We start from the raw sequence: 17258 nt of genomic DNA, 5'->3' as shown, positions 1-17258 counted from the left end.
TCACGGCCCCCGACGGCCTGACCGTCGCACCGGCCGCACCCCGTCAGGTCTGACCGGCCGTGCCCGTTGCCCTCGTGCCGGGCCGATTCCCGCTCCCCCGGACTCCCGGCCACCGGCCCGGACCCGCCCGCGCTCCCGGCGTGGACGGCCCCGCCGCCGCGCCCCGGTACCCGGGCGATCCTCTCCCACGCCTCCACGCCCCGCCCCCGCGCCGTCGGCCCGCCCCGACGCGGCGCCCGCAGCACTGCCCGTCCGCCCCCGCCGAGGGTCGGTCCGGCATGCCCCGAAAGGTGACGCAGCATCATGAACGCCCCCCTCACGACCGGTTCGACGCTCGCCAGACGCTCCTTCCTCGGCCTCGGCCTCGGCGCCGGCGCGGCCCTCGCCCTCGCCGCGTGCGGCTCCGCCACCCCCACCACGGCCGGCGGCGCCGCCGGCGGAACCCTCAAGTGGGGCTGGGCGCTGCCCACTTCCTGGGATCCGGTCTTCTCCTCGGCGGGCTGGGACGTTCACGACCTCTCGCTGGTCTACGCGGGCCTCACCAAGCTGGACGAGAAGGGCGACGCCGTCCCCGCCCTCGCCACCGGCTGGACGTACAGCCCGGACGGCACCGCCGTCACCTTCGCGCTCCGCCCGGGGCTGACCTTCAGCGACGGCACCCCGCTCGACGCCTCGGCGGTCAAGAAGAGCCTGGATCGGGGCCGCACCGATCCCAAGTCGCTGGTCGCACCGCAACTCGTGCACATCAAGGAGATCGCCGCCCCCGACCCGGCCACCGTGGTGCTGACGCTCACCCAGGCCGACTACCAGCTGCCGAACCTGCTGGCCGGCAAGACCGGCATGATCGTCAGCCCGAAGGCCTTCGAGGGCGACGCGGCCGCTCTCGCCTCCCGCCCGGTGGGCGCCGGGCCGTTCACCCTCAGCTCGTACACCCAGAACGCCAAGGCCGTGCTGAAGCGCAACCCCGGCTACTGGGACGCCGCGAGCATCAAGCTGGACGGCTTCGAGATCTATCCGCTCCCGGACGCCTCCACCGTGGTCGCCGCGCTCCAGTCGGGCCAGTACGACGTCGCCCAGATCCCCGGCAGCCAGGTGGCCGCGGCCAAGGCGGCCGGGCTGGAGGTCCAGGTCATCCCGTCCCTGGTGGTCGCGGTGCTCGACATCAACCCCACCAAGGCGCCCTTCGACAACCCGCTGGTGGTCCAGGCGCTCAAGCACGCGGTCGACCGTGAAGCCCTGCTCAAGACCCAGCAGTTCGGCTACGGCGAGGTCAGCTACCAGCCCTTCCCGAAGGGCTACGTCGGCTACGACGCCGGCTCCGCCGACCTCTTCCCGCACGACCCGGCCAAGGCCAGGGAGCTGCTGGCCCAGGCGGGGCACCCGGACGGCGTCGACCTGACGATCACGACCACGGCCGCACAGGGCCTGCCCGAACAGCTCCAGGCGCAGCTGAAGGAGGTCGGGATCCGGACCACCATCGAGGTCGTCCCGGCGGCCCAGGCCACCCAGATCATCTACATCCAGCACTCCCGCGCCCTGTTCACCGACCAGTTCGCGGGCCGGGACTCCGCCCCGCAGGCCTTCCAGGTGCTCTTCGGCGAGCAGGGGCTGATGAATCCGGGCCGCAGCACGCCCCCCGAGCTCAAGCAGGCCGTCGACCTGGTCTCCCGGACCCCGCTGGACTCCCCCGAGTACGCGAGGAACCTCCAGGCCGCCACCGCGCTGGCCGTCCGCACCATGCCCAACGTCTTCCTGCACACCGTGCCGCGGATCCTGGCCCGCCGCAAGGCCGTCTCGGCCATCCCGGAGTTCACGGTGGTCCAGCGCTTCGAGGGGGTGACCGCCTCGTGACCGCGCTTCTCGCGCCGGCGCCCGCCCGCTCGGTCGGGCGGGGCCGGCTGCTCGCCCGGCGGGCCGCCCGGGCGCCCCGTGGCCCGGCCCGGGCCCTGCTGACCACCGCGACCGTCTTCCTGATCTCCTCCCTGATCACCTTCGGCCTGGGGGCCCTGTCCGGGGCCGACCCCGGTGCAGCCGTCCTCGGCGAGACCGCGACCCCCGCCGACATCGCCCGGATGAACCACGAGTTCGGCCTCGACCGCCCGCTGCCCGCGCAGTTCGGCAGCTGGCTCGGACACGCCCTCACCGGCGACCTCGGGCACTCCTGGTTCACCACCCTCCCGGTGGCGGACAGCATCACCACCGCGCTGCCGGTCGACCTGTCCGTCGCCGGCCTCGCCCTGCTGTTCGCCGTCCTGCTCGGCGGCGCCGCGGGCATCGCCGCCGCCCGCAGCAACGGCGGCCGGCTCGATCTGGCGATCACCGGGATCTGCTCGGTGCTCGGCACGCTGCCCGCCTTCGTGATCGCCATCGGCCTGATCGCCGTGCTCTCCGTCCAGGCCGGGCTGCTGCCCTCCGGCGGGTACGTGCCGTTCGGCCAGGATCCGCTCCAGTGGCTGCGGTTCGCCGTCCTGCCGGCGCTCGCCCTGAGCCTGGACGCGGCCGCCGGCATCGCCCGCCAGCTGCGCACCTCGCTGGTCGGCGCGCTGCGGGAGAACTACGTGACCGGCGCGGTGATGCGCGGGCTGCCCGCCCGCCGGGTGCTCTTCGGCCACGTGCTGCGCAACGCCGCCGGGCCGGCCGTCACCGTGCTCGGGATGAGCGTGCCGATGCTGATCGGCGGCGCGGTGGTCACCGAGCGGATCTTCAACCTCCCCGGGATCGCGCAGCTGTCGCTGCAGGCCGCCCAGCAGCACGACGTCCCGGTCATCCAGGGCACCCTGCTGGTCACCGTCGCCGTCGTCCTGATCGCCAACCTCGCCGTCGACACCGGTCTGCTCGCGCTGAATCCGGCGGCCCGTCGTGCGTCCGGCTCCACCACGCGCCAGGGGAGTCCGTCATGAGGACGCTGCGTCGCACGCTGCGGCTTCGCACCGCCCGGATCGCCCTCGCGGGGCTCGCCGTCGTCGCCCTGCTGGCCCTGCTGGGCAGCGCCCTGGCCCCGCAGGACCCGCTGGCCCAGGACACCGTCAACCTGCTCCGGCCCCCCGGCGGGGAGCACTGGCTCGGCACCGACTACCTCGGACGCGACGTGCTCAGCCGTCTGCTGGCCGGCACCGCCGACTCGGTCACCGGCGCCCTGGAGGCGGTGGGCGCGGCGATGCTGCTCGGCATCGTCCCCGGCATCGCCTCGCTCTGGCTCGGCCGGGCCTTCGAGTGGCTGTCGTTGCGGGCCGTGGACGCCCTGATGACCCTGCCGTTCACACTCTTCGCGATCGCCGCGGTGGGGGTGTTCGGCAACGGACTCCACCAGGCGATGCTCGCGCTCGGGGTACTGCTCGCACCGCTGTTCTTCCGGGTGACCCGGGCCGCCGCACTGGGCTTCACCCAGGCCCAGTACGTCCAGGCGGCCGAGCTGATGGGCGCCTCGCGCCGGTGGATCCTGCGGACCCATCTCTGGTCCAAGATCCTGCCGACCGTCGCCGTCACCACCGCCCACGCGCTGGCCACCGCGCTGCTCACGGTCACCTCCCTCACCTTCCTGGGGATCGGCGTCCAGCCGCCGGCGCCGACCTGGGGCGGCATGCTCGCCGGCGACCTGGGCTTCCTGGCCCAGCAGCCCTGGGCGCCGGTGCTGCCGGCCGCCCTGATCATGCTCACCGTCGGCGCGCTCAACCTGCTCGCCGACGCCGTCCGGGACGCCGGGGCGGCCGGTACCGAGCCGGCCCGGGTGCGCGACGCGCGCTCCGCCGCCTCCGCCGCCCGCCGAGCGGGCGCCGACGGGCAGCCCTCACCGAAGGAGCAGGCCGATGTCCCCCTCCCCGTCTGACCGGGCCACCGCTCCCGGCGACACCGTCCTGACCGTGGACGGCCTGCACGTCACCGTCGGCGCCGGCCGCGCCGAGGCCGTGCGCGACGTCTCCTTCGTGGTCCGGGCCGGCGAGGCGGTCGGCCTGGTCGGCGAGTCCGGCAGCGGCAAGACCCTCACCTGCCGCTCGGTGCTCGGTGTCGGCGCACCGGGCGTGGCCGTCTCCGCGGGCCGTATCGAGCTGGCCGGAACCGAGCTCACCGCCCTGACCGAACGCCAGTGGGAGCAGGTGCGCGGCAGCCGGCTGGGCGCGGTGTTCCAGGACCCGGCGTCCTATCTGAACCCGTCGATCACCGTCGGCCGGCAGCTGGCCGAGCCCCTGCGGCTGCGGCACGGCCTGAACCGCGCCGCGGCCCGCGAGCGGGCGGTCGGACTCTTCGCGTCGGTCGGCCTGCACCGGCCGGAGGAGGTCTACCACCGGTACCCGCACGAGCTGTCCGGCGGCATGCTGCAGCGGGTGCTGATCGCCATCGCGGTGGCCGGCGAACCCGAGCTGCTGGTCGCCGACGAGGCCACCACCGCGCTGGACACCGTCGTCCAGGCCGAGGTGCTCGAACTGCTCGCCCGGCTGCGGGCCGAGCGCGGCCTCGCGCTGCTGCTGGTGACCCACGACCTGGCCGTGGTAGCCGAGGTCTGCGACCGGATCCTGGTCTTCTACGCCGGGGAGATCGTCGAGGACGGTCCCACCGCGGAGGTGGTCGCCGCCCCGGCCCATCCGTACACCGAGGCCCTGCTGCGGGTGGCCTCCATCGGCGACTGGCGGCGCCGCGAACTCGCGGTGATCCCCGGCCGCCCGCCGGAGGCCGGCGCGGCGCCGGCCGGATGCCGCTTCGCCGACCGCTGCGCCTTCGCCACCGCGTCCTGCACCGAGGCCCCCGTCCCGCTCACCGTGCGGGCCGACGGGCGCCGGGTGCGCTGCGTCCGCGCCGACGAACCGGCCCTGACCCACGCGCTCACCGGCGCCGCCCACGACCGCGACGACCACCCGGCCCTTCAGGAGGTGACCGTATGAGCACCACCACGCCCGCTCTCCCGCCGGCCGCCGCCGGCGAACCGCTGCTGCGGATCCACGGACTCGGTGTCGCCTACGGACGCCGCCCCGGCCGCGCCGCGGAGCGCGTCCTGGACGACGTCTCACTGGACGCGCGGGCCGGTGAGATCCTCGGGGTGATCGGCGAGACCGGCTCCGGGAAGACCACCCTCGCCCGCGCGGTCGTGGGCCTCGCCCCGGTCGTCGGCGGCCGGATCACGGTGGACGGCGAGGAGGTGACCGGCCTGCGCGGGCGCCCGCTTCGGGAGCTGCGGCGCAGCGGCCGGATCCAGTACATGTTCCAGGATCCGCTGCGCTCCCTCGACCCCGACCTGACCGTCGGCGAGCTGGTCGGCGAGCCGCTCACGGTGGGCACCGGCGTGGAGCGCGGCGAGCGGGCCGCCCGGATCCGGGAGGCGCTCGAACTCGTCGGCCTCCCCGCCGATTTCGCCGACCGCACGCCGGGCAGGCTGTCCGGCGGCCAGCGCCAGCGCGTCTCGCTGGCCCGCGCCGTGGTCACCCGCCCGCGGCTGCTGCTCGCGGACGAGCCGGTCAGTGCGCTGGACGCCTCCAACCGCAACCACGTGCTGCTGCTCCTCGACGAGCTGCGCCGCACGCTGGGCCTCGCCGTGGTGATCATCTCGCACGACCTCAGCTCCCTGGCCGGGATCGCCGACCGGATCGCCGTGCTCTACCGGGGCAGGCTGGTCGAGCAGGGCCCCGCCGAGGCGGTGCTCGCCGACCCGCTGCACCCGTACACCGCGCTGCTCACCGCCTCCGCGCCCAGCGTCCGCCGGGAGCACCGGCTCAGCCCGGCGCAGTTGCGTCCGCGCGGACCCCGTCCCGAGTGGACCCTCGAACCCGACTCCGCCGCTTGCCCGTTCGCACATCGCTGCCCGTTCGCCGGTGACGACTGCAGGCAGCGCCCGGCCGTCACGGACCACGGCGACGGCCGCACGGCGGCCTGCCACCGCGGCGCCGACTGGCGCGAGAAGCTCGCCGCCGAAGCACGCTGAGGCCGCCCGCGCGGCCGACCGCCGGGCCGCCCGCCCACAGGGCACCGCGCGGGCCGTCCCGCGCGACGGGGCGCCGCAGCGGGCCCCCGCCCTCCCCTTCCACGATCGACCTCTGGAGTACCGCCATGCCCGTCGAGTTCATCGGCATCGCCGCCACCAAGCCCTTCAGCGAGACCGACACCCAGGACACCGGCCCCGCCGTCCAGCCCGGCTACCTGCGCGAACTGGCCCTGGCGCACGAGGAGTCCGGCTTCGACCGGGTGCTCGTCGCGCACTCCTCGGCCAGCCCGGACGGCTTCACCGTCGCCGACCAGGTGCTCACCCACACCACCCGACTCGGCGTCCTGCTGGCGCACCGTCCGGGCTTCGTCTCACCGACCCTGGCGGCCCGCAAGTACGCGACCCTGGACGCGTTCCACCCCGGCCGGATCGCCCTGCACGTGATCACCGGGGGCGACGACGCCGACCAGGCCCGGGACGGCGACTTCAGCGACAAGGAGACCCGCTACCGCCGCACGGACGACTTCCTTCAGGTGGTCCGCCGCACCTGGCAGTCGGACCAACCCTTCGACCACGAGGGCGAGTTCTACGCCGTCAAGGGCGGCCTGTCGTCGGTCCGGCCGGAGCGGCCGATCCCGGTCTACTTCGGCGGCGCCTCGCAGGACGCGGTACGGGTGGGCGGCCGGCACGCCGACGTCTACGCGTTCTGGGGCGAGCCGCTGGCCGGCATCGCCGAGCGGATCCGGCAGGTCCGCGCGGCGGCCGAACCGTACGGCCGCCGGCCGGCGTTCAGCGTCAGCCTGCGGCCGATCCCGGCCGAGACCGAGGCGGGGGCCTGGGAGCGGGCCGCGGAGATCCTGCGGCTCACCCGGGAGAAGGTCGGCGACCTGCGCAAGGCGTTCAACCTCGACCACTCGGCCCAGGAGGGCTCGCAGCGCCTGCTGGCGGCCGCCGCCGAGGGCGACCTGCACGACAAGCGGCTCTGGACCGCGGTCGCCAGGGCCACCGGGGCAGCCGGCAACTCCACCGCGCTGGTGGGTTCCTACGAGCAGGTCGCCGAATCCCTGCTGGACTACACCGCGCTCGGCGTCGGCACCCTGCTGATCCGCGGCTTCGACCCGCTCGCGGACGCCCGGGACTACGGCAGGCTGATCACGCTGGTGCGCGACCAGGTGGACGCCGGCGGAGCCGTCCTCGCGGGAGCGGCGAGCGCATGAGCACCGTCCGCCCGCTCCGGCCTCAGCCCGGCGACTCCTCCCGGGGCTCCGCCACCACCTCGCCCAGCACCTCGCACTGGGGCGCCTTCGGCGTCCGCGCCGGGGAGCGGGGCGGCGTGGAGGTGCTGCCGCACCCGGCCGATCCGGCGCCCTCCCCGCTGCTCGGCGGGGTGGCCGGCGCGCTCGACCACCCGACCCGGGTGCGCCGGCCGGCGGTCCGGCGGGGCTGGCTGGAGCACGGGCCCGGCCCCTCGGCGGCGCGCGGCGCGGAGCCGTTCGTCGAGGTGGAGTGGGAGCACGCGCTGGACCTGGTCGCCGCCGAGCTCGACCGGGTCCGGCGCGAGCACGGCAACCAGGCCGTGTTCGGCGGATCGTACGGCTGGGCCAGCGCCGGCCGGTTCCATCACGCCCAGAGTCAACTGCATCGATTCCTGGGGCAGTTCGGCGGCTACACCGGCTCCCGCAACTCCTACAGCCTGGGCACCTCGCTGGTGCTGCTCCCCCATCTGGTGGGCGACGCCGAGACGGTGCTGCGGGCCGCCTCGTCCTGGCCCACCATCACCCGGCACACCCGGCTGATCGTGGCCTTCGGCGGCATTCCCGCCAAGAACGTGTACGTCACACCGGGCGGCGTCACCCGGCACGGCACACCGGGACGGCTCGCCGAACTCGCCGCGCGGGGTGTGGAGGTGGCCCTGGTCAGCCCGCTGCGGGACGACCTGCCCGAGGGGCCGGCCACCGACTGGCTGCCGATCGCCCCCGCCACCGACACCGCGCTGATGCTGGCGCTCACCCACACCCTCGTGGCCGAGGGCCTGCACGACCGCACCTTCCTCGACGCCTGCACGACCGGCTTCGACACCTTCGCCGAGTACCTGCACGGCAGGCCGGACGGCATCGTCAAGGACGCCGACTGGGCGGCCGCGATCTGCGGGATCCCGGCGAGCCGGATCCGCGGGCTGGCCCGGCGGATGGCCGCCACCAGGACGCTGGTCACCGTCACGTGGTCGCTGCAACGTGCCCGGTACGGCGAGCAGCCGGTCTGGGCCGCGCTGGCGCTGGCCGCCGCGCTCGGCCAGATCGGACTGCCCGGCGGCGGCTTCGGCCACGGCTACGGCTCGATGGGCGACGTCGGCGACACCGGACCGCAGTTGCGACTGCCGCATCTGCCCCAGGGACGCAACCCGGTGGCGGACTTCATCCCCTGCGCGCGGATCGCGGACCTGCTGCTGCATCCCGGCGAGGAGTTCGACTACGACGGCGGCCACCACACCTACCCCGACATCCGGCTGGTCCACTGGGCCGGCGGCAACCCGTTCCACCACCACCAGGACCTGGGCCGGCTGCGCCGGGCCTTCGCCCGCCCGGACACCGTCGTCGTCCACGAGCCGCACTGGACGGCGACCGCCCGGCACGCCGACATCGTCCTCCCGGTCACCACCGCCCTGGAGCGCGAGGACTTCGGCGGCGGCCGCCGGGACACCCACCTGATCGCGATGCACCGCGCGGTGCCGCCGCGCGGCGAGGCCAGGGACGACCACGCCGTGCTGGCGGCGCTCGCCGAGCGGCTCGGCTTCGGCGAGCGCTTCACCGAGGGCCGCACTCCGCGCCAGTGGCTGGAGCACCTGTACACCGACTGGGCGGCGGAGTTGACCACCTCGGGCCTCGCCCGGCCGCCCGCGTTCGAGGACTTCTGGGCGGCGGGCGAGTGGCGGCTCCCGGACGGCGAGGAGGAGGTCACCCTGTTCGAACGGTTCAGGGCCGACCCCGCGCGGTATCCGCTGAGCACCCCGAGCGGCCGGATCGAACTCGCCTCCGCCACCATCGCGGCGATGGGCCTGCCGGACTGCCCCGGCCACCCGAGCTGGCTCGATCCCGAGGAGCGGCTCGGCGCTCCGGGCGCCGACCGGCACCCACTGCTGCTGATCGCCAACCAGCCCGCCACCCGGCTGCACAGTCAGCTCGACACCGGGGCGGTGAGCCTGGCCGCCAAGGTCGCCGGCCGGGAGGCCGTCGAACTGCATCCGGCCGATGCCGCCGAACGGGGCATCGGTGCGGGCGAGTTGGTCAGGATCTTCAACGACCGGGGCGCCTGCCTGGCCGGCGCCGTGCTGACCGAGCGGGTCCGGCCGGGAGTGGTGCGACTGCCGACGGGTGCCTGGTTCGACCCGGTGCCCGGCGTGGAGCCCCCACTGTGCGCCCACGGCAACCCGAACGTCCTGACCGCCGATCTGCCGAGCTCCCGGCTCTCCCAGGGCTGCGTCGGCCAGCACGCCCTGGTCCAGATCGAGCGCTGGACGGACGGCGAGCCGCCCCCGGTCACCGTCCGCAGCCCGCCCGCCTTCACCGACCCGCGCGCCACGACCGCCCCCGCCCGCAGCGCCACGACCGATACGGACCGCCCCCGATGACCCAGCAGACGCATCCGCCGACCCCCTCCGGGACCGCGCCCGCCACGCCCGCCCTCGTCCGGCCGGATCTCGGCCGGCTGCCGGCCGTCACCGCCGCCCTGGCGGACCGCGCCGAGGAGCACGACCGCGACGCGACCTTCCCCTACGAGGGGATCGAGGCGGTGCACCGCGCCGGGCTGCTCACCGCCACCGTGGGCTCCCGCTCCGGCGGCGCGGGCGGCGGGCTGGCCGACACCACCCGAATCCTCGGCGCGCTCGGCGCGGGCGATCCGGCGGTCGCCCTGGTCACCGCGATGACGCTGTTCACCCACGCGGCCCAGGCTCGCGCCCCGCACTGGCCCGCCGAGGTGTACGCCGAACTGCTGGCCGAGTCCGCCGTGCGCCCGGCCCTGGTCAACTCGCTCCGGGTGGAGCCCGATCTGGGCAGCCCGGTACGCGGCGGCCTGCCCGCCACCGTCGCCCGCCGGCGCGACGACCACTGGGAGGTGAGCGGCCGCAAGATCTTCTCCACCGGCGCCGAGGCGCTGCGCTGGATGCTGGTCTGGGCCCGCACCGACGAGGAGGAGGTCAGGACCGGCGCCTTCCTGGTCCGCGCGGACACCCCGGGCCTGACCGTCGACCCGACCTGGAACCACCTCGGCCTGCGGGCCAGCCGCAGCGACGACGTCCTGCTGGACGCCGTCCAGGTCCCGCTCGGGCACGTCGCCGGGCTCACCCGCCCCGGCGCGGACGGCGGCCGGGACGCGGTGGCCGGCGCCTGGAACTCGCTCGGGCTCACGGCCCTCTACCTCGGGGTGGCCCGCACGGCGCGCGAGTGGCTGACCGGGTTCCTGCACGAGCGCGTGCCCTCCGCACTCGGCGCTCCGCTCGCGAGCCTGCAGCGCTTCCAGAGCGCCGTCGGCGAGATCGAGATCGCGCTGAACGGCGCCGAACGGCTGGTCGGCGCGCTCGCCGAGGCGGTCGACGCCGGAGAGCCGGGCGCCGCCGAACAGGCCCCCGGGGCGAAGGTGATCGGCACCCGGGCCGCGATCGGCGCGGTGGAGCAGGCGGTCGCCCTGATCGGCAACGCCGCGCTCAGCCGGCACAACCCGCTCCAACGGCACCTGCGCGACGTCCTCTGCAGCCGCATCCACACCCCGCAGGACGACTCCGTGCTGCTCGCCGCCGGGCAGAGCGCCCTGCTGCGCACCCGCCCCTGAACCCGCCTCCGGACGCCGTGACCGAGCTCCCGGCGCACCCGCCCGCCGACCGGCCTCTCCCGGCCGAACCGCACCACCGCCCGCTCCCGAACGACAGCACGAAAGGCCACCACACCATGCCCGTCGAGTTCATCGGCATGATCGGCACCACCGACGTTTCCGAGACCCGCCCCGCCACCGGACCGGCGGTCGACGCCGACTTCACCCGGCGCTTCGCCCGGGCCCACGAGGAGGCCGGCTTCGACCGGATCCTGATCGGCTACGGCTCCTCCAGCCCCGACGGCGGCCAGGTCGCCGCCCACGTGGCCGCGCACACCGAGCGCCTGGGCCTGCTGGTCGCGCACCGGCCGGGCTTCGTCGCCCCGACCCTGGCGGCCCGTACCTTCGCCACCCTGGACCAGTTCTCCGGTGGCCGGGTCGCGGTCCACATCATCACCGGCGGGCACGACGCCGAGCAGCGCCGGGACGGCGACTACCTGCCCAAGGACGAGCGCTACGCCCGAAGCGACGACTACCTGGAGGTCCTCACCAAGGCGTGGACCAGCGAGGGCCCGTTCGACCACCACGGTTCGCACTACCGGCTGGAGGACTTCCACGCCGAGGTCCGCCCCGTCCAGCAGCCGCGCATCCCGCTGTACTTCGGCGGCTCCTCGGAGGCCGCGTACCGGGTCGGCGGCAAGCACGCCGACGTGTTCGCGCTCTGGGGCGAGCCGCTCGCCGAGACCGCCGAGCAGATCGCCTCCGTCCGGGCGGGCGCCGCTGCCGCCGGACGCGGTACCCCGCCCCGGATCAGCGTCTCCTTCCGCCCGATCCTGGGCCGCACCGAGGAGGAGGCCTGGGAGCGCGCGCACGGCATCCTGCGGACCATCCAGGACCGGGGCCGGGCCGGCGGCTCCTTCGTCGGCAAGCGCGCCATCCTCCCGGTCGGGCCCGACGCCCGCCCGCAGAACGCCGGCTCCCAGCGGCTGCTGGCCGCCGCGGCCAAGCGCGACCTGCACGACCGCGCGCTCTGGACGGCTCCGGCCGCCGCCACGGGTGCCGCGGGCAACTCGACCGCCCTGGTGGGCACTCCGGAGACGGTGGCACAGGCGCTGCTGGACTACGTCGACATCGGCGTCAGCACCCTGCTGATCCGGGGGTACGACCCGTTGGAGGACGCGCTGGACTACGGCCGCCACCTCCTGCCGCTGGTCCGCCAGGAGGTCGCCCGCCGCGAGCGCGCGGACGCGGCCGCCGAGGCCGCCGCCCTGTCCGCCGCCCCGTCCGCCGCCCCGGCGACGGCGGGGAGCACCCGATGACCGCGACCGCGACCGCGACCGGCCACGTCACCGGCACCGCCACCGGCCGGGCCGACACCACGGCGGCGGGCGCCGGCCGTTGGCTGCCGGCCGAGGGCGCGGCTCGGCGCGGCACCCTGGTCCTGCTGCCCGGCCGCGGTGAACACCCCGGTGTCTACCAGCGGTTCGGGCGCCGACTGGCCGCCGACGGATACCTGGTGCACGCCCTGGACGTCGCCCCCGAAGCGGCCCCCGCCACCGTGGCCGCCGCCTTCGCGGAGATCGCCGCCCAGGCCCCGGCACCGGTGGTGCTGGCCGGGTCCGACACCGGCGCCCTGCACGCCCTGGCCGCGACCGGCCAGGCGGGGCCGGGACCGGACGGTCTGCTGCTCGCCGCCCTGCCGCTGACCGCCGCCGTCGCGCCCGGGAGCTGGGAGGACGAGCTGACGGCCCGGACCTCCTGCCCCGCCCACCGGGGCCTGCTCGCCGCCGACCCGGCGTTCGACCGGGGCCGCTTCGCCACCGCCGTCCCGGACGGACTGCTCGGCTCGGCCCTGGCGGCGGCGGACGCGGCCCAGGCGGAGGCTCAGGCGGATCGGCGGGTGCCCGTGCTGGTCCTGCACGGCGCGGCGGACCCGCTCGCACCGGTGGACGAGGTCCGCCGGTTCGCCGCCGGTCTGCCCGCCGCGACCCTGGTGCTGGTCGAGGACGGCCGGCACGACGTGCTCAACGACGCCACCCACCGCAGCGTGGCGGCGCAGGTCGTCCAGTGGCTCGAACGCCTGCGCGGCGGCCCGGACCTCCCGCGAGTCCTCACCGTCGAGGAACCGCCCCGCTGAACCGGCAGGGCGGTCGCCACCCCGACCGCCCTGCTGCCCTGCCACCCCGCTGACCTGCTGCCCTGCCGACCCGCCGACCCGCCGACCCGCCGACCCGCCGACCGACCACACCTCACCTCATCGGAAGGAATCCCTCCGTGACCATCATTCAGGATCTGCCCACCGCGACGGTCCGCCCGACCGTCCCGGCCGACCGACTGCGCCGTACCCTGCGCCGGCAGGCCGCGGGCGTCACCGTCATCACCGTTCCCGGCCCGGCCGGCTTCACCGCGACGTCCTTCACCTCCGTCAGCCTGGACCCGGCCCTCGTCTCCTTCTACGTCTCGTCCACCGCCTCCGCCGCACCGGCCGTCCGGGCCGCGGACGGCTTCGCGGTGCACATCCTGGGCCAGGGGCAGCAGGAGTTGGCAGCCCGTTTCGCGCGCAGCGGCGTGGACCGCTTCGCCGGCACCGACTGGGTGCCCGACGAGCGGGGCGTTCCCGTGCTGTCCGGTGTCGCCGCCTGGCTGACGGCGCGCCCGGTGCTGATCCAGGAGATCGGCGACCACCTGCTGGTGGTCGGTGAGGTCGTCGACACCGGGGCGCGGGAGGGCGGCGGCCCGCTGGTCCACCACGACGGCACCTTCGGCCGGTTCACCGCCCTGCCGGCCGCGGACCGCAGGGGCTGACCGGCCGCCACGCCCGCGTCGGGTTCCGCCCCGTCCGGCCGCCGAGCCGCCGCACCGGCACCCGTTGACCGACGTCCGACACCGCTGCCCGCCACCCAGCACCCAACATCCGCCACCCGGCACCCGCCACCCGGCACCCGCGACCCGCCGTCCCACCGTCCCGCCAACAAGGAGGCCCCGCATGTCCCTGACGTTCCACTGGTTCCTGCCCACCACCGGCGACAGCCGCCACGTGGTCGGCGGCGGCCACGGGTCGACCCCCGGCACGGCGGGCGACGACCGGCCGCCCTCGGTGGAGTACCTGGGCCAGATCGCCCGGACCGCCGAGCAGCTCGGTTTCGTCGGCGCCCTGACCCCGACCGGTGTCTGGTGCGAGGACGCCTGGCTGACCACGGCGATGCTGACCCAGGTCACCGAGCGGCTCAAGTTCCTGGTGGCCTTCCGTCCCGGCCAGCTCAGCCCGACCCTGGCCGCCCAGATGGCGGCCAGCTACCAGCGTCAGTCGCACGGCCGGCTGCTGCTCAACGTGGTGACCGGCGGGGAGTCGCCCGAGCAGCGCGCCTACGGCGACTTCCTCGACAAGGAGCAGCGCTACGCCCGGGCGGACGAGTTCCTCGGGATCGTCCGGCGCCTGTGGGCCGGCGAGAGCGTCGACCACCGGGGCACCCATCTACGGGTGGAGAAGGCCCGGCTGGCCCGGCTGCCGGATCCCGTCCCGGAGATCTACTTCGGCGGTTCCTCGACCGCGGCCGGCGCGGTGGCCGCGCGGCACGCGGACGTCTACCTCACCTGGGGCGAGCCGCCCGCGCAGGTCCGGGAGAAGATCGAGTGGATCAGGGAGCTGGCCAGGGCCGAGGGGCGGACGCCGCGCTTCGGGATCCGACTGCACGTGATCGCCCGCGACACTTCCGCCCAGGCCTGGGCGGAGACCGAACGGCTGCTCGCCGGGATGGACGGGGAGCGCATCCGCAGCACCCAGCTCGCGCTGGCCCGGAGCGAGTCGGACGGCCAGCGGCGGATGCGCGAGCTGCACGGCGGTGCCACCGACAAGCTGGAGATCCACCCCGGACTGTGGGCGGGGATCGGGCTGGTGCGCGGCGGCGCGGGCACCGCCCTCGTCGGCAGTCACCAGGAGGTGGCCGACCTGATCGAGGAGTACCACCGCCTGGGCGTCGACGAGTTCGTCCTCTCCGGCATCCCGCACCTGGAGGAGGCGTACTGGTTCGGCGAGGGCGTGCTGCCCCTGCTCTCCGCGCGCGGGCTCTGGCGCCACCCGCTCGCCCCGGCGCCGTAGCCCCGTAACCCCGTAACCCCGTAACCCCGTGGCCCGCGCCGGTGACCTACCCCGTACCGTGCGACCTGCCCGCACGACGTCTCAGCTGTGCTCGGCGTCGTAGGCCGTCTGGCTCCGCTCGATGGCGGGGTTGTTGTCCACGGCCCACTCGGCCAGCGCCACGGCCGGCCGGATCAGGGTGCGCCCCATCGTGGTGAGCTCGTACTCGACCCGGGGCGGGACCTCGGCGAAGACGGTGCGGGCCACCAGGCCGTCGCGCTCCAGGTGCCGGACCGTACGGGTGAGCATGCGCTGCGAGATCCCGGGGATGCGCTGCTGCAGTTCGGTGAAGCGCATGCGTTCGCCGTCGAGGGTGGCCACCACCAGCAGGCTCCACTTGTCGCCGACGCGGTCCAGGATGCCGCGGATCGCCCGGCCGCCGTCACCGCGGATGAGACAGGTGGTCCGGTACTTCGACATCGGCGTCCCCTTCTTCGCCAGGCACACCCGTGTGCCTTTTGTAAGCGTCCCCACAGTCACTGATCATGTGCTTACTTACCACTCGTAACCATGATGGAGGACGACGGTGGACATCACCTACTGGATCATCGCCGGGCTGCTGGCGGCCCTGTACCTGTACGGGGGCGGGAAGAAGGTCGCCCAGAGCAGGGAGCAGCTGGCGCCCATGATGGGCTGGGTCGACACGGTTCCGATGCCGGCGGTCCGAGCCATCGGGGTGATAGAGATCCTCGGCGCGGCCGGCCTCCTCCTGCCGCCGCTGACGGGAGTCGCCCCCGCCCTGGCGGTGGCGGCCGCGCTCGGCCTGCTGGTGCTCCAGGTGCTGGCGGCGGCCCTGCACCTGTCCAGGGGCGAGGCCAGGGACACCCCTCTGAACGCCGTCCTCGTCGCGCTCGCCGCGGCGGCGGCGTGGCTCGCCGTCGTCCGGTGAGGCACCGGCGGGGGGCCGGGCGCGCGGCCCCCGGGGCCTGACGGGCGGACAGCCTCCGCCCCTCGGCCCGGGGCCGCGCCTGGACCGGGGCACCCGGCGATCCGTACCATTTCGATACCGAAGCCGTTATGAGCTGCGGAAATGCTCGCCCGCCGAGAGGCCCACCGGTAGCATCCGGCACACGCCTTCCGGTCACCGCCGTACCCTCGCGCGCGCCGGACGGACGAATCCTGCGGGGCCCCGGTGGCCGCCGCACACTCGGACTCGGCAGCGCGCGCCAGTGACGTCGCGTGGTTGCGGAAGGGCAGCGTCTTGTCGGATCGGCTCACCGGGGGAGACTCCTCGCTGCTGCGGCGGATCAACGCCGCGGTCACGTTGCGCGCACTGCGCTCCGGCCAGTCGGTGACACTCACTCAGCTGGTCGGTGACACCGGACTCTCCCGGCCCACCGTGGAGGGCGTGATCGAGAGCCTGGTGGAGTCCGGTCTCGTCGCCGAGGTCGAGCCCGCCCTGAGCACGGCGCAGCCCGGCGGCAGCCGTCAGCGCGGTCGCCCGGCCCGCTGGTTCCGCTTCCGCGCCGAGGCCGGCCACATCCTGGGCATCGAGATCGGCGTGCACGACATCCGGGTGATCCTGGCCGACCTGGCGGGCGAGGTGGTGGGCAGCCACTTCAAGCCGGTGGACGAGTCGTTGGACGCCGAGGAGCGGCTGGGCGCGATGCGGACCACCGTCGCCGAGGTGCTGCGCAAGGCCGGCATCTCGCGGGACAACCTGTGGGCCGTCGGCGTCGGCAGCCCCGGCATCGTGGACCGCGAGGGCACCGTGCGGCTCGGCACCGCGATGCCCGGCTGGACCGGGCTCGACCTCGGCGGCCGGCTGCGGCGCTCCTTCCGCTGCCCGGTGCTGATCGAGAACGACGCCAACCTGGCCGCCATCGCCGAACACTGGCAGGGCGCGGCCGTCGGCATGGGTGACGTGGTGTTCGTGATGGCCGGGCTGAGCCCCGGCGCCGGGTCGCTGATCAACGGGAAGCTGCACCGGGGCTTCGGCGGCGCGGCCGGCGAGATCGGCGCCCTGCACCTGCTCGGCCGGGAGGCCACCCCCGAGCGGCTGCTCTCCACCTCCGGCAAACCACTGGACCCGTTGGACGAGGCGGCGGTGGCGCGGGTGCTGCGGCTCGCCCGCGAGGGCGACGAGGTGGCCCAGGTGGCCATGGACCGCTTCCTCGGGCGGCTGGTGCACGACGTGGCGGCGCTGGTCCTGGCGATAGACCCGCAGCTGGTGGTGGTCGGCGGCTGGGCGGCGGGCCTGGACGGGGTGCTGGAGCCGCTGCGCGAGCAGCTGGCGCTCTTCACCCTGCGGGCGCCGGAGGTCGCACTGGCCGCTCTGGGTTCGGAGGTTGTCGCCATGGGTGCGTTGCGGGTGGCGCTCGACCAGGTCGAGGAACTGCTCTTCGCGGTGGACCCGCCGCTGTCGGCCGGCCGGGGCTGAGGCCCGCTCCCCGCACCACGACG

General features: G+C 75.2%; 15 protein-coding genes. 14 read left to right on the top strand and 1 reads right to left on the bottom strand.

Annotation, left to right across the window (positions count from 1 at the left end; genetic code table 11):
- Positions 1-303: 303 nt before the first annotated feature.
- From OG823_RS30730 to OG823_RS30675, 12 genes are all read left to right on the top strand, one after another.
- Positions 304-1851, top strand: a complete 1548-nt coding sequence (locus OG823_RS30730) for an ABC transporter substrate-binding protein (protein WP_371483405.1) — start codon at positions 304-306, stop codon at positions 1849-1851.
- Positions 1848-2900 (top strand): ABC transporter permease, encoded by a 1053-nt coding sequence (locus OG823_RS30725; RefSeq protein ID WP_371483403.1) that lies wholly within the window; start codon positions 1848-1850, stop codon positions 2898-2900. The genes OG823_RS30730 and OG823_RS30725 overlap by 4 nt, the downstream gene beginning before the upstream one ends.
- Entirely contained in the window at positions 2897-3826 is a 930-nt protein-coding gene (locus OG823_RS30720) for an ABC transporter permease (protein WP_371483402.1), read from the top strand. Before OG823_RS30725 ends, OG823_RS30720 begins: the two co-directional genes overlap by 4 nt.
- Positions 3807-4877 (top strand): ABC transporter ATP-binding protein, encoded by a 1071-nt coding sequence (locus OG823_RS30715; protein WP_371483401.1) that lies wholly within the window; start codon positions 3807-3809, stop codon positions 4875-4877. Before OG823_RS30720 ends, OG823_RS30715 begins: the two co-directional genes overlap by 20 nt.
- Positions 4874-5911 carry an ABC transporter ATP-binding protein gene (locus OG823_RS30710; protein WP_371483400.1) on the top strand — a complete coding sequence of 346 codons (1038 nt, stop codon included), beginning with the start codon at positions 4874-4876 and terminating at the stop codon, positions 5909-5911. The genes OG823_RS30715 and OG823_RS30710 overlap by 4 nt, the downstream gene beginning before the upstream one ends.
- Positions 5912-6036: 125 nt before the next feature.
- Positions 6037-7128, top strand: coding sequence for an LLM class flavin-dependent oxidoreductase (locus tag OG823_RS30705; protein WP_371483399.1), 1092 nt, complete (start codon positions 6037-6039; stop codon positions 7126-7128).
- A complete protein-coding gene (locus tag OG823_RS30700) occupies positions 7125-9539 on the top strand; it encodes a molybdopterin-dependent oxidoreductase (protein ID WP_371483398.1) in 2415 nt (804 codons plus the stop codon). The genes OG823_RS30705 and OG823_RS30700 overlap by 4 nt, the downstream gene beginning before the upstream one ends.
- The gene (locus tag OG823_RS30695; RefSeq protein ID WP_371483397.1) at positions 9536-10738 is read left to right on the top strand and encodes an acyl-CoA dehydrogenase family protein; all 1203 of its coding nucleotides are present in this window, start codon (positions 9536-9538) and stop codon (positions 10736-10738) included. Before OG823_RS30700 ends, OG823_RS30695 begins: the two co-directional genes overlap by 4 nt.
- Before the next feature lie 116 nt (positions 10739-10854).
- Positions 10855-12036, top strand: a complete 1182-nt coding sequence (locus OG823_RS30690; RefSeq protein WP_371483395.1) for an LLM class flavin-dependent oxidoreductase — start codon at positions 10855-10857, stop codon at positions 12034-12036.
- Positions 12033-12854 (top strand): alpha/beta hydrolase, encoded by an 822-nt coding sequence (locus OG823_RS30685; RefSeq protein WP_371483393.1) that lies wholly within the window; start codon positions 12033-12035, stop codon positions 12852-12854. The genes OG823_RS30690 and OG823_RS30685 overlap by 4 nt, the downstream gene beginning before the upstream one ends.
- A gap of 137 nt (positions 12855-12991) precedes the next feature.
- Positions 12992-13522, top strand: a complete 531-nt coding sequence (locus OG823_RS30680) for a flavin reductase family protein (RefSeq protein ID WP_371483392.1) — start codon at positions 12992-12994, stop codon at positions 13520-13522.
- Between the two features lie 181 nt (positions 13523-13703).
- On the top strand, positions 13704-14816 hold the full coding sequence (locus tag OG823_RS30675) for an LLM class flavin-dependent oxidoreductase (protein ID WP_371483391.1): 1113 nt from the start codon (positions 13704-13706) through the stop codon (positions 14814-14816).
- 81 nt (positions 14817-14897) lie between these two features.
- Here OG823_RS30675 and OG823_RS30670 read toward each other — a convergent pair whose 3' ends face one another.
- Positions 14898-15275 carry a winged helix-turn-helix transcriptional regulator gene (locus tag OG823_RS30670; RefSeq protein ID WP_371483390.1) on the bottom strand — a complete coding sequence of 126 codons (378 nt, stop codon included), beginning with the start codon at positions 15273-15275 and terminating at the stop codon, positions 14898-14900.
- A gap of 106 nt (positions 15276-15381) precedes the next feature.
- Here OG823_RS30670 and OG823_RS30665 point away from each other — a divergent pair, with 106 nt between their 5' ends.
- Together OG823_RS30665 and OG823_RS30660 are read left to right on the top strand one after the other, a co-directional pair.
- A complete protein-coding gene (locus OG823_RS30665) occupies positions 15382-15744 on the top strand; it encodes a DoxX family protein (protein WP_371483388.1) in 363 nt (120 codons plus the stop codon).
- Between the two features lie 312 nt (positions 15745-16056).
- Positions 16057-17235, top strand: coding sequence for an ROK family protein (locus OG823_RS30660; RefSeq protein WP_371483387.1), 1179 nt, complete (start codon positions 16057-16059; stop codon positions 17233-17235).
- Positions 17236-17258: the final 23 nt, after the last annotated feature.

Origin of the sequence: Kitasatospora sp. NBC_00315, assembly GCF_041435095.1 — a bacterium.
In the GTDB taxonomy this organism is placed as follows: domain Bacteria; phylum Actinomycetota; class Actinomycetes; order Streptomycetales; family Streptomycetaceae; genus Kitasatospora.
This window is presented reverse-complemented; position numbering and strand designations above follow the sequence as displayed.

Coding starts and splice junctions, on each gene's coding strand:
- OG823_RS30730 (WP_371483405.1), top strand. CDS start 304: ATGAACGCCCCCCTCACGACCGGTTCGACGCTCGCCAGACGCTCCTTC.
- OG823_RS30720 (WP_371483402.1), top strand. CDS start 2,897: ATGAGGACGCTGCGTCGCACGCTGCGGCTTCGCACCGCCCGGATCGCC.
- OG823_RS30715 (WP_371483401.1), top strand. CDS start 3,807: ATGTCCCCCTCCCCGTCTGACCGGGCCACCGCTCCCGGCGACACCGTC.
- OG823_RS30710 (WP_371483400.1), top strand. CDS start 4,874: ATGAGCACCACCACGCCCGCTCTCCCGCCGGCCGCCGCCGGCGAACCG.
- OG823_RS30705 (WP_371483399.1), top strand. CDS start 6,037: ATGCCCGTCGAGTTCATCGGCATCGCCGCCACCAAGCCCTTCAGCGAG.
- OG823_RS30700 (WP_371483398.1), top strand. CDS start 7,125: ATGAGCACCGTCCGCCCGCTCCGGCCTCAGCCCGGCGACTCCTCCCGG.
- OG823_RS30695 (WP_371483397.1), top strand. CDS start 9,536: ATGACCCAGCAGACGCATCCGCCGACCCCCTCCGGGACCGCGCCCGCC.
- OG823_RS30690 (WP_371483395.1), top strand. CDS start 10,855: ATGCCCGTCGAGTTCATCGGCATGATCGGCACCACCGACGTTTCCGAG.
- OG823_RS30685 (WP_371483393.1), top strand. CDS start 12,033: ATGACCGCGACCGCGACCGCGACCGGCCACGTCACCGGCACCGCCACC.
- OG823_RS30675 (WP_371483391.1), top strand. CDS start 13,704: ATGTCCCTGACGTTCCACTGGTTCCTGCCCACCACCGGCGACAGCCGC.
- OG823_RS30670 (WP_371483390.1), bottom strand. CDS start 15,275: ATGTCGAAGTACCGGACCACCTGTCTCATCCGCGGTGACGGCGGCCGG.